This window comes from Tabrizicola sp., from assembly GCF_022842145.1.
Classification (GTDB): domain Bacteria; phylum Pseudomonadota; class Alphaproteobacteria; order Rhodobacterales; family Rhodobacteraceae; genus Tabrizicola.
Map to the genome: position 1 here is coordinate 314122 of NZ_JALHQD010000001.1, position 16890 is coordinate 331011.

Sequence of the window (16890 nt, forward strand, 5' to 3'; positions counted from 1 at the left end):
CATGACCCTGATCGAAATCGAGAACCTGACGGTCACCTTCCGCTCCAAGGGGCGGGAAGTGCGCGCGGTGGAAGGCGTGAGCCTGTCGGTGGGCGCGCGGGAAAGCTATGGTCTTGTGGGCGAAAGCGGATCGGGGAAGTCCACGATCCTGAGGGCGATCTGCGGCATGGCGCCGGTCACTGGTGGCACGATCCGGATCGGCGGGCAGCCCCTGCCCACCCCGCGCGGGCGGGCGTTTTCCACCGAAGTGCAGATGGTCTTCCAGGACCCCTACGCGAGCCTCCATCCCCGCCACACCATCGACCGCACCCTATCGGAACCGCTGGCGATCCACGGAATGCCAGACCGCGATGCCCGCGTCGTGCAGGCGCTGACCGATGTCGGCCTGCCCCCCGCCTTCCGCTTCCGCTATCCGCACCAGCTGTCGGGCGGCCAGCGCCAGCGCGTCGCCATCGCGCGTGCCCTGATGCTGCGGCCGAAGATCCTGCTTCTGGACGAACCGACCAGCGCTCTGGATGCCTCGGTCCAGGCCGAGGTCCTGAATCTGCTGAACCGCTTGCGCGCCGAACAGGGGCTGACCTTCCTGATGGTGTCGCATGACCTGGCCGTGATCGACCACATGTGCGACCGGATCATGGTCCTGCAGCACGGCCGCACGGTGGAAGAGATCCATCGCGAAGACCTCGCCGGTGCAAGGATGACCACCGCCTATGCCCGCAGCCTGTTCGACGCCAGCGCCGACCGGATGCTGGGCGGCACGACGGAGACTGCGCCATGATCCCTGTCTTTGACGGCCACAACGACCTATTGCTGCGTCTGCTCCTTGATCCGGAGCGGCGCGAGCAGATCTTTCTGACGGGCGAGGGGAAGGGCCATCTCGACCTGCCCCGGATGCAGGCGTCCGGCTTTGCCGGTGGGTTCTTCGCGATCTACCTGCCCTCGCCCGTCGCGCATGATGATCCGGACTACCGGGCGATGATGCAAAACCCGCCCTATCGTCTGCCCCTGCCCGATCTGATCCCCTTTGGCGAGGCGGTGACGCCGGCTGTCGCTGCGGCCGGACACCTTTTGTGGATGGAACGCGCCTCTGCGGGCGCGCTGAAGATCTGCCGCACGGGCCCAGAGGTCCGGGCCTGTCTGGCGCAAGGCACCATAGCCGCGATCATGCACATGGAAGGCGCCGAGGCGATCGACGAAAGCCTCGACGCGCTCCACCTCTCCCACGCCATGGGCCTGCGGTCCCTGGGGCCGGTCTGGTCGCGGCCGACGATCTTCGGCCACGGCGTGCCCTTTGCGTTCCCGGCCACCCCCGATACCGGGCCGGGGCTGACCGAGGTAGGCAAACGGCTGGTCAAGGAATGCAATCGTCTGCGGATCATGCTGGACCTCAGCCATATGAACGAGGCTGGCTTCAACGACGTCGCCCGACTGTCCGACGCGCCGCTGGTCGCCACCCATTCGAACGCCCACGCGCTTTGTCCATCGTCGCGGAACCTGACCGATCGGCAGCTGGCGATGATCCGCGACAGCGGCGGCATGGTGGGCCTGAACTTCTCGGTATCCTTCCTGCGCCCGGACGGCCGCCAGCAAGCGGAATGCGGATGGGAGCCGATTCTGCGCCAGATGGACTATCTGCTTGAACGGCTCGGCGAAGACCATCTTGGCTTCGGGTCGGACTACGACGGCTGCACGACTCCGGACGTTATTGACGATGTGACTGGGCTCCCAAAGCTTATCCAAGCGCTTTCCGACCATGGTTATGATCGGCCGCTGTTGGAAAAGCTGGCCTATGCCAACTGGCTGACACTTCTGGACCGCACGCTTTAGCAAAATTCAAGCTGCGGCGGCAGTCGCGCCGACAGCCTGGCGCCAGACGCATGAGTTGGGAAAACCTGCCTCGCTGGAAATCTCCGCCTGTCTTTTTCGGTGATAGAGGTCGCGGGAGGCGGTCAGCGATCAGCTTTGCGGTCGCGGTGTCTGGTATGGGTTTGTCATCTCGACCCTCATGTGGCGGTCATATGGCTTACCTCCCGGAGAGGCTGTGCGACCGAGAACCTGGTCATTGCCCGGGCAGCACTTGCTCGGGCCTGCGCAGTCACCGTCGGTAACGGGACGTGCAGGACTCCGGAACACTTGGGCGCATCGCTTATTCGTCGCATATCGACGATGAGTCGTGGTGAGCCGTAGCGCTGATCTTCGATCATCGTATTGTTGATCGCTTCAGCAACAAGGTGATCGTGTGCTTCCACACATGGAGATCTCCAGGCCATCCGGATCACGTCTGATGCTGGCCGTCGAGGCCCGGTCAAGGAATCTCTGATGCACGCCGGATGAGAACCGTCCCGACGACTCCGACGCGGAGGAGTATCTTCAGGACATGGCGGCACACCTGCGCGAGCTTGCGTTCGCTAGTGTTCGCCACCCGACAAGTGGTTTCAGTCTGCCGCGGTGCGTCTGGGTCGCTCAGTAGAGGTGCAGGTGTCAGCTATGCGGACCAAATTGCTGTTGGAAAGTGAGCAGTCGGCCACAGCATCCGCGCAGCAACACCAAAGCATGAACAAGCTAAACCCATATGACTTCACACCCCTGACCCGCCAGGAGAAGTCCGAGTGGGGGTCGGATAGGACTCCACGCATCCGGAACGCCTTTCCCGACCTCAGGACCCTGTCTCGGCCTTTACTTCGCCACAGCCAGCACCAAGTGACGGACCCTAGACGCACGTCAGCCGAAGGGGACACTGACATGGCTGAGAGAAGCGAGGCACTGACCGGCTTAAGGCTCTAGTCGGCTATGGCTGCTGTCACTCCGTCAGGTCGCCCTGGCGGTTCCCCTCGCTGTCGATCCACCAGCAGCACAAACGACCTTCGTCGCGCCGGCGTCCCACATCGGCTGCGGGCACGCTGCTGTGGTTGCGGTGGCACAGGAGGCCAGCGATCGTGAGCGTTCCGGTCGCGGAGTGGCCCAGATGGGCGTCAAAGACCTTGTCCACCAGATAGGCGGTCAATTCAGTTGGCCGCGCGCGGACAGGATCGGCGATAATCTCGGCCAAACGCTCCCGCTTAGCGGCATCCGTCGCGAGGATCGCTGCAACCTCGGCACGAAAGGCAGCTTCGGTTGAGATATATGATTCCAACGCCGGAAGCGAGCGAGTGGGCGGTTTCTTTAGCTTCAGATGGCCGCCGTCATGCAGCATCTTCAGGATACGCGCCCCGATAGGCGAGGTCAGCTGCACATGCGCGTCATGGAAGGCCAGTTCGCGATCCTCGTCGGAAAGGCGCATCGTGGCGGGCCGACCTTCCAGCACCGCGCGGCGCAGGGCGGCCAGCGCCGGCGTGCGGTGCACGTTGGGGATCAGATCGATCACCTGCAGCGCGGGTTTCATGCGGGTGCGGATATCCCACAGCACAGGGTCAGCCCCCGTTCATGGGGTCGGGAGCAAAGCCAGCGGGCGCCTGACGGACCAGCATGGCAGGAAGCCCTGCTTCGACCATCCGTTCGGTCGCCATCGTGTCAGCATTCGGCCCGGCATTCAGAATCAACTGCCAGATGTCCTGCACGGGGCGGGCAATGCGGGGTTCCGTCACCGCGCGGGCGGTGTGCAGCCAGACGGCCAGACCGTCGCTCAGGTCATAATCGCGCGTCTTGCGCAGGACGGCAATGCGGGTCTGCGTCTTAGTCACGAAACGAACCACGGCAGCGGCAGGCCAGCTTGCGATTGCATAGAGGTCATTACCTTCAACCTGCAGGGAGGCCGCCCAAAACCACGCCGTCGCGGCGTAGCTGTCGACAACATGCGGTTTGGCCGCTGCAAGCCTGTCGGCCACCGCCTGCGCTTCACCGACCAGTGCTTCCGTCGCCTTTTCCTTTTGCCATGTGTTGAACATCGATACTCCTTGACCGTGTCTAAGCATTAAACGCGCAAGGTCACAACCGTTCCCGCCGTTCGGACGGTTGGCACCTGGGTGTGCTCGTCACGCTTTGTAGAAGAGGCACTAGCGGTTTTTCTCTCTTTCGGACAAGCAGACCTAACGATTTCATGCAGCACCATGGTGCCGAGCGGACCGCAAGATCAGTGCCGAAATCGGCCGCGCTGTTGTTGAGGATCGGGCCGAGGCCATCGTCCTTGGCTGCGCTGGCATGGCCGATCTTGCCAGTGATCTGGCGGCGGAGCATGGGCTGCGTGTGCTGGACGGTGTGTCCTGCGCCGTGCGGCTGGCCGAGGCCATGGTGGGTCTTGGCCTGCGGACATCCCGGCTGGGTGGCTATGCACCCTCGCCCGCCCACAAGATCCTGACTCCGGCCTGAAGGCGCTTTGCCACGCTGTCGTGGCGGTTGCCGATCCCGGTGAAAAACCGGGATCGGTCGTTGGGGCCGGTCAGATCGACCCTGCCTCCACCATGTAGCTGCTGGCCGTGCACATCGCGGCGTCGTCGGAGGCGAGGAAAAGGACCATCCGCGCGACGTAGACCGGTTCGATCAGGTCGGGCAGGCACTGCCGGGCCTGGTGCGCGGCGAGGGCGTCCGGTTTGGCCCAGAGGGTCTTCTGCCGCTCGGTCATGATCCAACCGGGAACCACGGCGTTGACGCGGATGCGGTGCTTGCCCAGATCGCGGGCCATCGTGCGGGTCAGGCCATGCACGGCGGCCTTGGCGGTTGCATAGGCCGGAAAACCCCCGCCCGCTTCGAACCAGCTGTTCGAGCCCATGTTGATGATCGACCCGCCGCCGCGTTCGATCATGTCCGGGGCCACGGCTTGCATGGCGAAGAACTGGTGGCGCAGGTTGGTCTCCATCCGCTCGTCCCAGTATTCGGGTGTCACGTCGGTCCAGGCGTGTCGGTCGTCGCGGGCGGCGTTGTTGACCAGAACATCGGCCGGACCGATCCGCGCTTTGAGAGCGGCGAATGCGGTGCGCAGGCTTTCGATGTCGCGCAGGTCGCAAATCTCATGCGTGACGTTCGGATGCGCCGCACAAAGCGCGGTGCTGCCGTCGGCGTCCAGATCGACAAAGCCGACCATCGCGCCCTGATCGGCGAAGGCCGCGACGATCTCGGCCCCGATGCCCGAGGCACCACCCGTGACGTACACGACCTTTCCGGCAAGGCTGGGGTATCTGGCAAAGCGGTCGGACATGCGGTGCATCCATTTCTAGGCTGACGGATCGGGGCGGCCAAAGTGGCGGCAGCGGCGGGGATGGTCAAGCAGAGAAGGATTCATTTTCCTGTCGGTGTTTCGCGACGCGCCGTCTGGATTTCCCTTTCGGCCGTCCCCACCAGAGCTACCGTTGACTCGCGGCAAGTCCCTGTGCTGTCCTTGTAAAGCGGTTTAGTAAAGCGATTCACTAGACGGGATCACCGATGTCAGTGGCAAGCCTAAGGGATGTGGCGCAGGCGGCGGGCGTGTCGGTCACAACCGTCTCGCGCTTCCTGAACGGCACGCTCGACCTGCCGGACCGCACGCGGACCGCGGTCGAGGCGGCGATCCATCAGCTGAACTACCAACCCAACCCCCATGCCCGAAGGCTAAGTCGCGGCCGGTCCGATACCATCGGTCTGGTCATTCCCGACATCGCCACCCCGTTCTTCGCCACCCTTGTCGCGGCGGTCGAGGCCGAGGCGGACCGGCGCGGGCTGGGGCTGACCCTGCATGCCACGTTGAACCGGGGCGAGCGGGAGTTGTCATACCTGCAGGCGGTGCGGCGCAACCAGGTGGACGGGTTGATCTTCGTCACCAATCATCCCGACGACGGGACCCTGGCCCATGCGATCAACGTGAGTGGTCAGGTCGTCGTACTGGACGAAGACGTGGTGGGAACGTCGGTCCCGAAGCTCTTCTGCGACAACGAGCAGGGCGGGTACATGGCCGGGCGGCATCTGGCCGAGGCCGGCCATCGACGTACGCTGTTCATTGGCGGGGTCGACGCCATGCTGAGCGGCGCGCGGCGCTTCGGCGGTTTCCAGCGCGCCATGACCGAGATCTGGGGGGCCGATGCCAAGATCGAGCGTTACGAGGGCGAATATTCGATCGGGTTTGGCAGGTCTGCGGCCAAGCGCATGCTGGAGGCGCGGCTGGACGTCACCGCCGTCTTTGCGACCTCGGACGAGATCACCACGGGGGTCCTTGAGGTGCTGAATGCCGCCGGCATCCGCGTGCCGAAAGACCTTTCCCTTGTCGGGTTCGACGATGTCGGCCCGCTGCATCTTTTCGCACCGGCTGTGACAGCGGTGCGGCAGCCGGTCCGGGCCTTGGGTATCCGGGCCCTGTCCCTGCTTCTGGATACCGACTGGACCGATCCGACCAAGCTCCCGCCAGAGGAGATCATGCCTGTCACTCTGATCACCCGGAACTCCGTTGCGCCGGTGATCAGGTCATGAACTGCAACGGCCAACACAGGGATCTTAAAATGAACACCATGAAAATGACTGCCCTTTCGCGCCGGGGACTTGGAGTGCTGCTTGGCACGGCTTTGATCCTGACTGCAGTGCCGGGGATGGCCCAGGACAAGAAGAAGTTCGCGCTGGTGCAGATCAACCAGCAGGCGCTGTTCTTCAATCAGATGAACGAAGGCGCGCAGAAGGCGGCGGATGCGGCCGGGGTCGAGCTGGTGATCTTCAACGCCAACAATGACCCGGCCGCGCAGAACAGTGCCATTGAGACCTACATCCAGGAAGGCGTGGACGGCATCGCCATCGTCGCCATCGACGTGAACGGCATCATGCCGGCGGTCGATCAGGCGGCGGCAGCGGGTATCCCGGTCGTCGCCATCGACGCGATCCTGCCCGAGGACGGCAAGCAGTCGGCGGTGATCGGAGTGGACAACGGCAAGGCCGGGGCCGACCTTGGCGCCTACTTCGTGGAATATGCCAAGGGTGCCGGTGGGGCCAAGCTGGGCGTCGTCGGTGCGCTGAACTCGTTCATCCAGAACCTTCGGATGGACGGCTTTACCGGCGTGCTGAACGGCGTCGAAGGCGTCACCATCGCCGGTACGGTTGATGGCCAGAACGTGCAGGATACCGCGCTGGCGGCTGCGGAAAACCTGATGACCGCGAACCCCGACATGACGGCGATCTATGCGACGGGCGAGCCTGCACTCCTGGGCGCAGTTGCGGCCGTGGAAAGCCAGGGACGCCAGGCTGACGTCAAGGTGTTCGGCTGGGACCTGACCGCCTCGGCCATCGCGGGGATCGACGCAGGCTACGTCGAGGCCGTCATCCAGCAGGACCCCGCAGGCATGGGTGGTGCGGCGGTCGACGCCCTGAAAACGCTCAGCGAAGGCGGCACGGTCGAACGGAACATCTCGGTTCCCGTGACCATCGTCACCAAGGCGAACGTCGACGACTTCCGGTCGATGTTCGAATGACCGAAACGGCGCTTCATCCCGAAGCGTCCGATGCGGGAGGGGGTCGCCCCCTTCCGCACATCGTGCCGCTGGTGTCGTTGCGGGGGATTTCGCTGACCTTCGGGTCGCACCAGGCCTTGCGCGGCGTCGATCTGGACGTAATGCCGGGCGAATGTCTGGGCCTGATCGGCGACAATGCGGCGGGGAAATCCACACTGTCGAAGGTGATGTCGGGCACCTACATCCCGGATGAAGGCACCATCAGTATCGAGGGTCAGCCTGTCCGCTTTTCCGGCCCCTCCGATGCGCGGGCGAGGGCCATCGAGATGGTGTTTCAGGACCTTAGCCTTTGCGACCACGTCGATGTCGTCGGCAACCTCTTCCTCGGGCGCGAGTTGACGCGCGGTCCGTTCCTCGATCAAAAGCGGATGCTGGCCGAGGGGCGGCAGATGCTGGACGCGCTGGAGATTCGCATCCCGCGCCTGACAGCCAAGGTGGAAAAGCTGTCCGGTGGCCAGCGCCAGGCCATCGCCATCGCGCGGGCTGCCAGTTTCCAGCCCAAGGTCCTGATCATGGACGAGCCGACCTCGGCCCTTGCCGTGGCCGAAGTGGAGGCAGTGCTGGCGCTGATCAACCGGGTCAAGGCGAAGGGCGTGGGTGTGGTCCTGATCACGCACCGCCTGCAGGACCTGTTCCGCGTCTGCGACCGGATCGCCGTGATGTATGAAGGCACCAAGGTGGCCGAACGCCGGATCGGCGAGACGAACCTGCAGGAACTGGTCGATCTGATCGTCGGAAAGGGGTCGCACTGATGTCCGCTTATTCCGAACGCGCCAAGGGGTCTCCGCTGGCTGATTTCGTGGCCGAGAATGCGCAGGTCCTTTCGATTGCAGTGTTCTTTTTGGCCTGCATGCTGCTTTTCGCCGTGCTGACGCCAACCTTCCTGACCGCTGGCAACCTTCTGAACATCGTGCGCCAGGCCGCACCCGTGCTGATCGTGGCAGTGGCAATGACGCTGGTGATCACCACGGCGGGGATCGACCTTTCGGTCGGCTCAACCGTGGCCCTTGTGAACGCCGTGGCCGCCATTGCACTTGCGGCAGGACTGGACTGGCCTGTGGTCGTGGTGCTGATGCTGGTCCTCGGCGGACTGATCGGCGCGGTTCAGGGCTGGTTCATCGCCTATCAAGGAATCCCCGCCTTCATCGTGACGCTGGCGGGCCTGTCGATCCTGCGCGGCTATGCGCTGTATCTGACCGAGGGCTATTCGATCCCGATCAAGGACGTGCCCGGCTTCTTCTGGCTTGGGCGCGGGACACTTGGCGGGTTCCCGGTCCCTGCGCTGATCTCGATCCTGGTGGCGATCCTTGGCTTCGTCGTCATGCTGCGCACGCGTTACGGTCGGCAGGTGGTCGCCGTGGGGTCCAACATGGAGGCGGCGCGGCGGGTCGGCATGCCTGCACGCTGGACGGTGGCGTCGGTCTACCTCGTCTCGGGTGTGGCCTGTGCGATTGCCGGCCTTCTGATCGCGGCCCGGCTCGGCTCGGGGTCCTCCAACGCGGCGGTGGGGTTTGAATTGCAGGTCATCGCCGCCGTGGTCCTGGGCGGCACGTCACTGATGGGCGGAAAGGCCAGCATGCTGGGCACCGTCCTGGGCACGATGACCATCGCCGTGATCGGCAACGGGCTGATCCTGGTCCACATCTCGCCCTTCTTCACGCAGATCGTGACGGGGACGATCATCCTGCTGGCGATCTGGATGAACACAAAGCTTTTCAGCGGTGGCTTCAGGCTTGGAAGGAAACCGAAATGACGGAACTGTCTGAGGCCCACATCGGGTCGGGTCTGGTGATGACCGTGAACGGCCCGATCAAAAGCGCCGATCTGGGTGTGACACTGATGCACGAGCATCTGCAGAACGACTGTTCCTGCTGGTGGCACCCGCCGAAGGACCCTGCCCGGCAGTATCTGGTCGATGGTCCGGTGCGGATCGAGATTCTGTCCGAGCTGCGGCAAGACCCCTTCGTCAACAAGCACAACATCGCGCTGGACGAGCTGGACCTGTGCATCGAGGAGGTCGGGGCGTTTGCGCAAGCTGGCGGCCGGACCATCGTGGACCCGACCTGTCGCGGCATCGGGCGTGACCCCACGAAGCTCCGGCGGATCGCGGCGGAAAGCGGGCTGAACATCGTGATGGGGGCGGGGTATTACCTCGCGTCCTCGATGCCCGAAGAGGTGGCGCGCCTGTCCATCGATGACATCGCCGATCAGATTGTGGCCGAGGCGTTGCACGGCACCGACGGCACTGATGCAAAGATCGGGCTCATCGGCGAGATCGGGGTGTCGTCCGACTTCACCGCCGAGGAGGAGAAATCCCTTCGCGGCGCGGCGCGTGCACAGGTGCGGACCAAACTGCCGCTCATGGTGCATCTGCCGGGGTGGTTCCGCCTGGGTCACCGCGTTCTGGACATTGTCGAGGAGGAGGGCGCGGACCTCCATCACACCGTCCTGTGCCACATGAACCCCTCGCATGACGACTGGGACTACCAGCGCACCGTCGCAGAGCGGGGAGCCTTCATCGAATTCGACATGATCGGCATGGACTACTTCTACGCCGACCAGCAGGTTCAGTGCCCCAGCGATGACGAGGTCGCGCGGGCGATCCTGCGGCTGGCCGACGCGGGGCATCTGGACAGGGTCCTCCTGTCGCAGGACGTGTTCATCAAGATGATGCTGACGCGCTATGGCGGGAACGGCTATGCCTTCGTGCAACGGCATTTCCTGCCGCGGCTGGCACGGCACGGGATGGACGCAGCTTCGCGTGATATGCTGATGAAAACCAACCCCCGGCGCGTGTTCGACGCGTCCATTGCATGAGGGCGGCATGACAACCAAGGTGCTTCTGGTCGGTGAAAGCTGGGTTTCCTCGGCCACCCATTACAAGGGCTTCGATCAGTTCGGCAGTGTGACCTTCCATCTGGGCGCGGAACCCTTGGTGGCGGCGCTGAAGGGGTCCGAGTTCGAGCTGACCTATATGCCCGCGCATGAGGCGGTCGAGGCATTCCCCTTCGAGATGGAGGGGCTGGACGCCTACGACGTCATCATCCTGTCCGACATCGGGGCCAATTCCTTCCTCCTACCGCCCGCCGTATGGCTGCGCTCGCAGACCGTGCCGAACCGGCTGCGGCTGATCAAGGCCTGGGTCGAACGCGGCGGCGGGCTTCTGATGGTGGGCGGGTACTTCAGCTTTCAGGGCATCGACGGCAAGGCGCGGTGGCGTAAGACCCCGGTCGAGGATGTGTTGCCCGTCACCTGCCACCCCTGGGACGACCGGGTCGAAATGCCCGAAGGCGCGGTGGCCGAGGTGATGCAACCCAACCATCCGGTCATGGAGGGGCTGGACGGCGCCTGGCCCTTCGTCCTCGGCGTCAACGAGGTCGAGGTGCGGGACGGCGCCCAGGTTCTGGCGCGGATACCGGAAGATCAGGGCGGGCATCCGCTGCTGGTTCTGGGTGGCTACGGCAAGGGGCGCACAGCGGCTTGGACCTCGGACATCGGCCCGCACTGGCTGTCACCGGCGTTCTGCGCTTGGGAGGGCTATGGGCGGCTGTGGAAGAACCTCCTCGGTTGGCTGGCGCATGACCCGGACTGATGGCCGTCAGGGCTGGCGCAGGATGTCCGCCAGTTCAGCCTTGGTCGGGAAGGCGGCCCCTGTGCCCGGGCGCGATACGGTGATTGCCGCCGCCGCCGCCGCGTGGCGCAGGGCGCGCGCATCAAGGGCAACACACCGCAGGGCCGCGGAGGCCAGGGCGATCGCCATGAAGCAATCGCCTGCCCCGGTGGTGTCGACAACCTCGCAGGGCTGCGCGGAGACGTGGACATCCGCCGTCGCCGTGACCAACCGCGCGCCCTTCGCTCCCAACGTCAGAACCACTTGGGCGACGCCAGCGGCCATCAGCGCCTCGGTCCCGCCTAACGCGGCGGCCTCGCTTTCGTTGACGAAGGCGATGTCGACGAGCGGCCAGAGATCGGCAAAGAACTCACGCAGCGGCGAAGGGTTCAGCGCGGTCTGCATGCCCATCGCACGAGCTTGCCGAAGTGCAGCGCCGGTGGTTGCTGCCGACAGGTTGCCTTGTAGCACCAAAAGATCGCCCGGCACCGCGCCGGCAAAAGCGGCGCACGCCGCCTCCCCCGTCATCCCCGACGCTGCCGCATTGGTGGTGATGACCGCATTTTCACCCGCGGTCGTTCGTAGGATGATCGAGAAATCGCTGGCCACCCCCGCCACGCGGACAAGGTCCGTTTCAATCGGTTCAGCCACCAGCCGTAGCAGAATGTCGTCGGCGCGACTGTCTTCCCCCACGGCGGCGCAAAATCGGCAGGGCAGCCCCGCCCGGCCCAAGACGATCGCCTGGTTTGCGCCCTTGCCGCCCAGGTCGATCGCCCCCGCCTCGGCATGGATCGATGCGCCGAAGGTGGGCGGTTCCGCCACCGTTACCGCCTCATCCAGTGCCACGTTGCCAATCACGAAGGCGCGCATGTCGTTGCCGCTTTCCACCTGAGGGACTTCCGATGCAGACCATATCCAACCGCAGCTCTGGCGCGATAGGCGAAATCTTTGGGCGCGAAAAAGTCCTGATCGGGATGATCCATTGCCCGCCCTTTCCAGGGTCGCCCCGCTATCGGGGTGCGACTATGGAAAGTCTTTACGACGCCTGCCTGCGCGATGCCGAGGCGTTGATTGCGGGTGGGATGCACGGGCTGATCGTCGAGAACCACGGCGACATTCCGTTTTCCAAGCCCGAGGATATCGGGCCAGAGACCCCAGCCTTCCTGTCGGTCGTCACCGACCGGGTGCGCCGCGCCACTGGGGTGCCGGTGGGGATCAACGTCCTCGCAAACGCCCCCTTGCCCGCGATTGCCACCGCAGTTGCGGGCGGGGCTGACTTCGTGCGGGTGAACCAGTGGGCCAACGCCTACGTGGCCAACGAAGGCTTCATGGAAGGCCGCGCCGGTGAGGCGCTGCGGTATCGTTCGCTTCTTCGGGCTGAGAACGTGCGCATCTTCGCGGACGCGCATGTGAAGCACGGCAGCCATGCCATTGTCGCCGACCGCTCCGTCACCGAACTGACCCGCGACCTTGCGTTCTTCGACGCCGATTGCGTCATTGCGACCGGCCAGCGCACCGGCCATTCGGCAAGTCCCGAGGAGATCGACGAGATTGCCGCCGCGACGCACCTGCCGATCCTGGTCGGATCAGGCGTCACCGAGGACAACATCGCGGACATCCTGTCGCGCACGAACGGCGTCATCGTCGCGTCGTCGTTGAAGGTCGGCGGAGTCTGGTGGAACCCGGTGGAGCCGGAGCGTGTCAGGCGCTTCGTCGACCGCGCGGCGGCGGGGCTCTGATCCCGCGAAAGCAGCCCCAGGGCAGTAATCAATGCCGCGATGAGCCGAGGTTCGGGGCGCGAGGGGGAAAATCGCCCACCTCCGTTCCGGCAAGCATCGGATGGGCGATTTCACGGACCAGCTTGCGTTCGATGGACGCGGCAAAGGACGACAGGTCCGCGATCCCCATCACGAAAGCCCCGGAGCCGGTGAGAAGATGCTTGCTGTACCAGTCGGCAAGGTCCTTGATCTCGGACTGAATCGCGAGCGCGTTGACCGTCACATCCAGCAGTTCGGCACGCGCCCGGGCCGCGGCAAGCGTGACCTGGCTTCGTGATCTTGGGGCCTTGCTTTCCTTTCCATCGCCGGAAACGTTCACGACGCGGCGATGCGCGCAGGGGCGGTCGTACTCGATCAGGTCAAGCGCCGTCCACAACCCGCGTCCGATGCCGGTGTTCCCCGTGACAGTCCGCTGGATCCGCAGGATCCGGTCGGCCAGATCCAGGGCCGCTGCAACGGAACTGACATCGCGAAACGGCTGGACCTGCGCTGCCATCTCGCCATCTGCCCAAAGCACCACGGCCACGTCGACATCCCCAACCGACCGGATGGCCTGCTGCACGTCATGCGACCGGAAGGCGGCTGCATAGCCCTGAAGCTGGATCTTGAACTCGGCCTCCCCGATGCTTCCCGACGCGTCGATGGCCAGGACCAGAGCAAGATCGGCGCACCGGGCGACGGACGGGGTGGGCAGTGCCGTCAGCGCAAGCAGGGCCAGCGCGTGGAAGGCACGGCGCTGCGGGCTGCCCTTGCACACCCGGTGCCCGGAAGCCCTCACGGCGCCAACCCTGCCCTTGAGCACATTCCACAGCGTCACGGCTTCACCTCTTCCACACTGAGCAACACCGCAGGCCGACGGCCGCGCTCGGCTTCGCAAAGTGTCAGCATGGCCAGCATTACGAGCCCACAACCTGCCAGCTCGGTGGTGGACAGCCGTTCGTTCAGCACCGCCCAGGCCAAAAGCGCCGCAAATGCAGGCTCGATCATGGACGCGACCAGACCCACATTGGTGGACCGGCACCGCGCCATTCCCGAACAATACAGCACGTAGGCCAAAGCCGTCGGGCCAAGGCCCAGATAAAGGATGAAGCCGGTCAGCTCCCACGGGATGCTTTGCCCCGACGCACCGGCATCAAAGCTGCTGAATGGCAGCAGCAGGCACATGAGAAGGGCCGACAGGGTCAGGCCCGTCCCCGCCACAAGCATCGGGCTGCTTGTCCGGCTGAGATGGCGGGCGGCCGAGGTCATCAGGACGAACGCCGCCGCGGCCAGGACCGCAAGGGCAAGTCCAAGCAGGCGCGAGCGGTCGAACCCAGATGAAAGACCGTCGAGGGTGAAGGCGGCAAGACCGAGGGTCCCGAGGCCCAAAGCAAAGAGCCCGCCCGGAGTCACGGTTCGATCTGCTTTTGCCAGCGAAACCGCCGTCGCAATCAAAGGCGGCAGGCAGACGGTGATGAAGACCGTCGTTGTCACCTCCAGCAGAACGAACGCCTGGAAGAGACATAGCTGAAACACGGTGCAGCCAAGGACAAAGGCCACGAGGCGCGCCGGATCAAGTGCGAAGACGGCTGAGAGCGAACTGCGTGCGATGACAAGGACAAGAAGCAGCAGGGCCGGACCACCGACGGCCAGTCGTGCGAGGCTGAGCATCTCCTGCGGAACCATGCCCGCCGACGTGACCAGTTTGGTGGACACCCCCACCGTTCCCCACAGTCCGGCGGCCAGCATCACCTGCGCGATGCCGGTTGTGGTGGAGGCGCTGCCGCCAGTCTGCTCCATCGGGATCTCCTGCCACCGCAGTTCGCTGCAATAAGCGTGCGGCCATCAGGCAGGCTAGCAGTCCGACCGTGTGCAAATCGCTTGTCGGCCCCCGGTCCCCGGCCAGGAAGCGTTATTTCGGCGTGAATTCGGCTGTCCAAACCGTGAATTTGCGCCGTCGAGGCCATTTCGGGCCGCGATTGTTTCCTTAGGGAAGACCGGCAGCGACAAGGGCGGACAGGAACCGGTTATTCAAAGCCGGGTCAAGGAACGGCTGGCCCTTTGCCCAAGCAGCGGAATTGAAGGCAGGGTCCAGTTTCATCACCCGGTTTGCCGCCTCTTCCGCCTCGTCTTTCCGGCTCAGTTCATGAAGCGCGATCACCCGGAACAGGTGCGCGTGGATATAGCCCGCGCTGCGGTCGATTGCGGCCTTGGACCAGATCAGAGATTGCGAGAGCTGGCCAAGCTGCAGATGCGCCTGCGCTAAGTCACCGGCATACCACGGCGGATAAACCGGACAGAGGTGCATGGCGCGTTCCGTCAGCCGAAGGGCCGCTTCCGGTTGACCCGAGAAATTCGCGACATTGGCGGCCACCGCATAGACCATCGCATGATTGCGGCCCAGCCGCATCGCTTCGCCAAGACAAAGCTCGGCGGCGGTGAAGTCCCGGTTCTGCATATGGGCAATTCCCATGACCACATGCGGCTCTGGATTGTCCGGATCAAGTGCGCTGCCCCGCGCTGCCGCTTCCAGTGCCGCGGCCACAGAAGCCTCCGGGGTGACGCTCCACCCGCAGAACGCCTGTCCCCAATGCCACCACCCCAGAAGGGTGTGCGCCGCGGCATAGGTTGGATCAAGCCGGATCGCCTCCGAGATGCAACGCAGCGCGGCGGGCGAGCAAATGCGGTCGTGACTTGAGATGAGTGTGGAGGCTTGAAGCACAAGTTCCCACGGCTCCAGCTGATTGGATTTGTTCAGCTTGGACAAAGCCTGGTCGCCTTGCAGCAGCGCCACGTTGATCGCCACCGCGACTTTCAGCGTGATTTCGTCCTGAGCCGCAAATCCGTCCGCCAGGTTGACGTCATGCCGGTGGGAAAAGAGGTATTCCCCGGCCCTGCACGCCACAAGATGAACGTTGACGCGCACCCGCCCGTCGGCCGCCGTAAGCTGCCCCTCCAGCATGTAGTCGGCCGCCGATGCGCGATCCAAGGCGACAAGATCGTCCGGATGCTTGCTGCTTCTGCCAGCGGTTCCCATCGCGACGACGCGTAGATAGGGGAGTTTTGACAAGGTGGTCACCAGGCTGCCCGAAAGCGAGGAGGCCAGAAGCAGGTTTTCCCGGCTGTCCGAAAGGCAGACCAGCGGATGCACGGCAAGAACCGGCGAGGCGGGGCTTCGTGCTTCCATCGTCGCGGCAGAGGTCGCGACCCTGGTCTGGGGCCGCTCGATGGCCCGGGCAAGGGCGGTGGTTTCCGGCGACACCTCGATGCCAAGTTCGCCCCTGTAGACTTCCTGCAGCGTCCGGAATTGCCGCAAGGCTTCGTCTCGCGCGCCGGTTTCCGTCAATGCTTCCATCAGAAACTGGTGGGCCTCTTCCCGGTAGGGATCAGCAGCAACCCAGCGCCGGGCCAATGAAACCCGCTCTTTCCCGAATGTCTGCGGGGCCAGAGTTTCAAGCGCCTGGGTGTAAAGGTCCTGCAGCGCACGCCGTTCTGCCGACGACCAGTCTTCGAAACAGGTGTCCCGAATGGAGGTGCCGTCCAGAAAGGGCCCCCGGTAAAGTCCCACGGCTTCGCGAAACTGGCCGGCGGCGATATGATCGCGGAATTGCGCCGCATCGCACCATATCCCGGTACGTTTAAGCCCAATCTCGTTGCGGCCGATCTGGAGGAAATTGTCCGACTCGTCCCGGAATGCGCGGCGGATCAGCGCAAGCGCCTGACGCAGGCTGCTTTTGGCCAAGGCATCGTCCGTCGTGCTCCACAACAGGCCCGCAATCTGGTCGCGGGCGACCGAACCACCGGGCGCGACCGCCAGAATTGCCAAAAGAGCCGAAGCTTTCTTCCCCAGGGCCAGGGACGAATTCCCCGGGCCTTTAATGGAAAGGCTGCCAAGGAGATTGAACTGTATCCTGTCCTCTGACCCCGGCTGCAAATGCGTCCTCCGTATCAAACCAAAGATCGCCGAAAACTTTCACCTGCCGGAGCTTGTCCGGGACCCAATGCCCGAACGCAGATACATATAGATTTGTTTATTATTGAACCGGGTTTCAAGGCCGCGAGTCAAGCATTGTGGAGCGTCTTGCGCAGCCTTGACCCAGTTGGGCCCATTCCGATCGAAATGCCT

17 protein-coding genes are annotated in these 16890 nt (G+C 64.3%); 10 read left to right on the forward strand and 7 right to left on the reverse strand.

What is annotated here, in order from left to right; translation table 11 throughout:
- Nucleotide 1: 1 nt before the first annotated feature.
- Together Q0C42_RS01570 and Q0C42_RS01575 are read left to right on the forward strand one after the other, a co-directional pair.
- The gene (locus Q0C42_RS01570; RefSeq protein WP_295070998.1) at nt 2–778 is read left to right on the forward strand and encodes an ABC transporter ATP-binding protein; all 777 of its coding nucleotides are present in this window, start codon (nt 2–4) and stop codon (nt 776–778) included.
- Entirely contained in the window at nt 775–1827 is a 1053-nt protein-coding gene (locus tag Q0C42_RS01575; RefSeq protein WP_295071000.1) for a dipeptidase, read from the forward strand. The genes Q0C42_RS01570 and Q0C42_RS01575 overlap by 4 nt, the downstream gene beginning before the upstream one ends.
- 973 nt (nt 1828–2800) lie before the next feature.
- Here Q0C42_RS01575 and Q0C42_RS01580 read toward each other — a convergent pair.
- Both Q0C42_RS01580 and Q0C42_RS01585 read right to left on the reverse strand, forming a co-directional pair.
- Nucleotides 2801–3382 (reverse strand): hypothetical protein, encoded by a 582-nt coding sequence (locus Q0C42_RS01580; protein WP_295071003.1) that lies wholly within the window; start codon nt 3380–3382, stop codon nt 2801–2803.
- A 28-nt stretch (nt 3383–3410) separates the two neighbouring features.
- On the reverse strand, nt 3411–3884 hold the full coding sequence (locus tag Q0C42_RS01585) for a hypothetical protein (RefSeq protein ID WP_295071006.1): 474 nt from the start codon (nt 3882–3884) through the stop codon (nt 3411–3413).
- A 184-nt stretch (nt 3885–4068) separates the two neighbouring features.
- Between Q0C42_RS01585 and Q0C42_RS01590 the strand changes: the two genes are divergently transcribed.
- Nucleotides 4069–4305 (forward strand): aspartate/glutamate racemase family protein, encoded by a 237-nt coding sequence (locus Q0C42_RS01590; RefSeq protein WP_295072795.1) that lies wholly within the window; start codon nt 4069–4071, stop codon nt 4303–4305.
- A 70-nt stretch (nt 4306–4375) separates the two neighbouring features.
- On the opposite strand, the gene Q0C42_RS01595 is transcribed toward Q0C42_RS01590, so the two are convergent.
- A complete protein-coding gene (locus Q0C42_RS01595; RefSeq protein WP_295071009.1) occupies nt 4376–5131 on the reverse strand; it encodes an SDR family NAD(P)-dependent oxidoreductase in 756 nt (251 codons plus the stop codon).
- Between the two features lie 224 nt (nt 5132–5355).
- Between Q0C42_RS01595 and Q0C42_RS01600 the strand changes: the two genes are divergently transcribed.
- From Q0C42_RS01600 to Q0C42_RS01625, 6 genes are read left to right on the forward strand one after another with little or no spacing between them, the layout of a single operon-like run.
- Nucleotides 5356–6372: a LacI family DNA-binding transcriptional regulator gene (locus Q0C42_RS01600; RefSeq protein WP_295071012.1), complete on the forward strand. Its 1017-nt coding sequence runs from the start codon at nt 5356–5358 to the stop codon at nt 6370–6372.
- A 29-nt stretch (nt 6373–6401) separates the two neighbouring features.
- A complete protein-coding gene (locus tag Q0C42_RS01605; RefSeq protein ID WP_295071016.1) occupies nt 6402–7358 on the forward strand; it encodes a substrate-binding domain-containing protein in 957 nt (318 codons plus the stop codon).
- A complete protein-coding gene (locus Q0C42_RS01610; protein ID WP_295071019.1) occupies nt 7355–8149 on the forward strand; it encodes an ATP-binding cassette domain-containing protein in 795 nt (264 codons plus the stop codon). The genes Q0C42_RS01605 and Q0C42_RS01610 overlap by 4 nt, the downstream gene beginning before the upstream one ends.
- Entirely contained in the window at nt 8149–9150 is a 1002-nt protein-coding gene (locus tag Q0C42_RS01615) for an ABC transporter permease (RefSeq protein ID WP_295071022.1), read from the forward strand. The genes Q0C42_RS01610 and Q0C42_RS01615 overlap by 1 nt, the downstream gene beginning before the upstream one ends.
- Nucleotides 9147–10214, forward strand: a complete 1068-nt coding sequence (locus Q0C42_RS01620) for a phosphotriesterase-related protein (protein WP_295071025.1) — start codon at nt 9147–9149, stop codon at nt 10212–10214. Before Q0C42_RS01615 ends, Q0C42_RS01620 begins: the two co-directional genes overlap by 4 nt.
- Before the next feature lie 7 nt (nt 10215–10221).
- Nucleotides 10222–10989: a glutamine amidotransferase gene (locus Q0C42_RS01625; protein WP_295071028.1), complete on the forward strand. Its 768-nt coding sequence runs from the start codon at nt 10222–10224 to the stop codon at nt 10987–10989.
- A 6-nt stretch (nt 10990–10995) separates the two neighbouring features.
- On the opposite strand, the gene Q0C42_RS01630 is transcribed toward Q0C42_RS01625, so the two are convergent.
- A complete protein-coding gene (locus tag Q0C42_RS01630) occupies nt 10996–11895 on the reverse strand; it encodes a PfkB family carbohydrate kinase (protein WP_295071031.1) in 900 nt (299 codons plus the stop codon).
- 14 nt (nt 11896–11909) lie between these two features.
- Here Q0C42_RS01630 and Q0C42_RS01635 point away from each other — a divergent pair, with 14 nt between their 5' ends.
- Entirely contained in the window at nt 11910–12746 is an 837-nt protein-coding gene (locus Q0C42_RS01635) for a BtpA/SgcQ family protein (protein ID WP_295071034.1), read from the forward strand.
- A 28-nt stretch (nt 12747–12774) separates the two neighbouring features.
- On the opposite strand, the gene Q0C42_RS01640 is transcribed toward Q0C42_RS01635, so the two are convergent.
- The 3 genes from Q0C42_RS01640 to Q0C42_RS01650 form a co-directional block, all read right to left on the reverse strand.
- A complete protein-coding gene (locus Q0C42_RS01640; protein ID WP_295071036.1) occupies nt 12775–13563 on the reverse strand; it encodes a DUF1194 domain-containing protein in 789 nt (262 codons plus the stop codon).
- Nucleotides 13564–13598: 35 nt separating this feature from the next.
- A complete protein-coding gene (locus tag Q0C42_RS01645; RefSeq protein WP_295071039.1) occupies nt 13599–14564 on the reverse strand; it encodes an EamA family transporter in 966 nt (321 codons plus the stop codon).
- Between the two features lie 187 nt (nt 14565–14751).
- Nucleotides 14752–16590: a BTAD domain-containing putative transcriptional regulator gene (locus Q0C42_RS01650; RefSeq protein ID WP_295071042.1), complete on the reverse strand. Its 1839-nt coding sequence runs from the start codon at nt 16588–16590 to the stop codon at nt 14752–14754.
- Nucleotides 16591–16890 lie beyond the last annotated feature (300 nt).

Excerpts from the sequence above, each read along its gene's own strand:
- Q0C42_RS01570 (WP_295070998.1), top strand. The coding sequence starts at position 2 with ATGACCCTGATCGAAATCGAGAACCTGACGGTCACCTTCCGCTCCAAG.
- Q0C42_RS01575 (WP_295071000.1), top strand. The coding sequence starts at position 775 with ATGATCCCTGTCTTTGACGGCCACAACGACCTATTGCTGCGTCTGCTC.
- Q0C42_RS01580 (WP_295071003.1), bottom strand. The coding sequence starts at position 3,382 with ATGAAACCCGCGCTGCAGGTGATCGATCTGATCCCCAACGTGCACCGC.
- Q0C42_RS01585 (WP_295071006.1), bottom strand. The coding sequence starts at position 3,884 with ATGTTCAACACATGGCAAAAGGAAAAGGCGACGGAAGCACTGGTCGGT.
- Q0C42_RS01595 (WP_295071009.1), bottom strand. The coding sequence starts at position 5,131 with ATGTCCGACCGCTTTGCCAGATACCCCAGCCTTGCCGGAAAGGTCGTG.
- Q0C42_RS01600 (WP_295071012.1), top strand. The coding sequence starts at position 5,356 with ATGTCAGTGGCAAGCCTAAGGGATGTGGCGCAGGCGGCGGGCGTGTCG.
- Q0C42_RS01605 (WP_295071016.1), top strand. The coding sequence starts at position 6,402 with ATGAACACCATGAAAATGACTGCCCTTTCGCGCCGGGGACTTGGAGTG.
- Q0C42_RS01610 (WP_295071019.1), top strand. The coding sequence starts at position 7,355 with ATGACCGAAACGGCGCTTCATCCCGAAGCGTCCGATGCGGGAGGGGGT.
- Q0C42_RS01615 (WP_295071022.1), top strand. The coding sequence starts at position 8,149 with ATGTCCGCTTATTCCGAACGCGCCAAGGGGTCTCCGCTGGCTGATTTC.
- Q0C42_RS01620 (WP_295071025.1), top strand. The coding sequence starts at position 9,147 with ATGACGGAACTGTCTGAGGCCCACATCGGGTCGGGTCTGGTGATGACC.
- Q0C42_RS01625 (WP_295071028.1), top strand. The coding sequence starts at position 10,222 with ATGACAACCAAGGTGCTTCTGGTCGGTGAAAGCTGGGTTTCCTCGGCC.
- Q0C42_RS01635 (WP_295071034.1), top strand. The coding sequence starts at position 11,910 with ATGCAGACCATATCCAACCGCAGCTCTGGCGCGATAGGCGAAATCTTT.
- Q0C42_RS01645 (WP_295071039.1), bottom strand. The coding sequence starts at position 14,564 with ATGGAGCAGACTGGCGGCAGCGCCTCCACCACAACCGGCATCGCGCAG.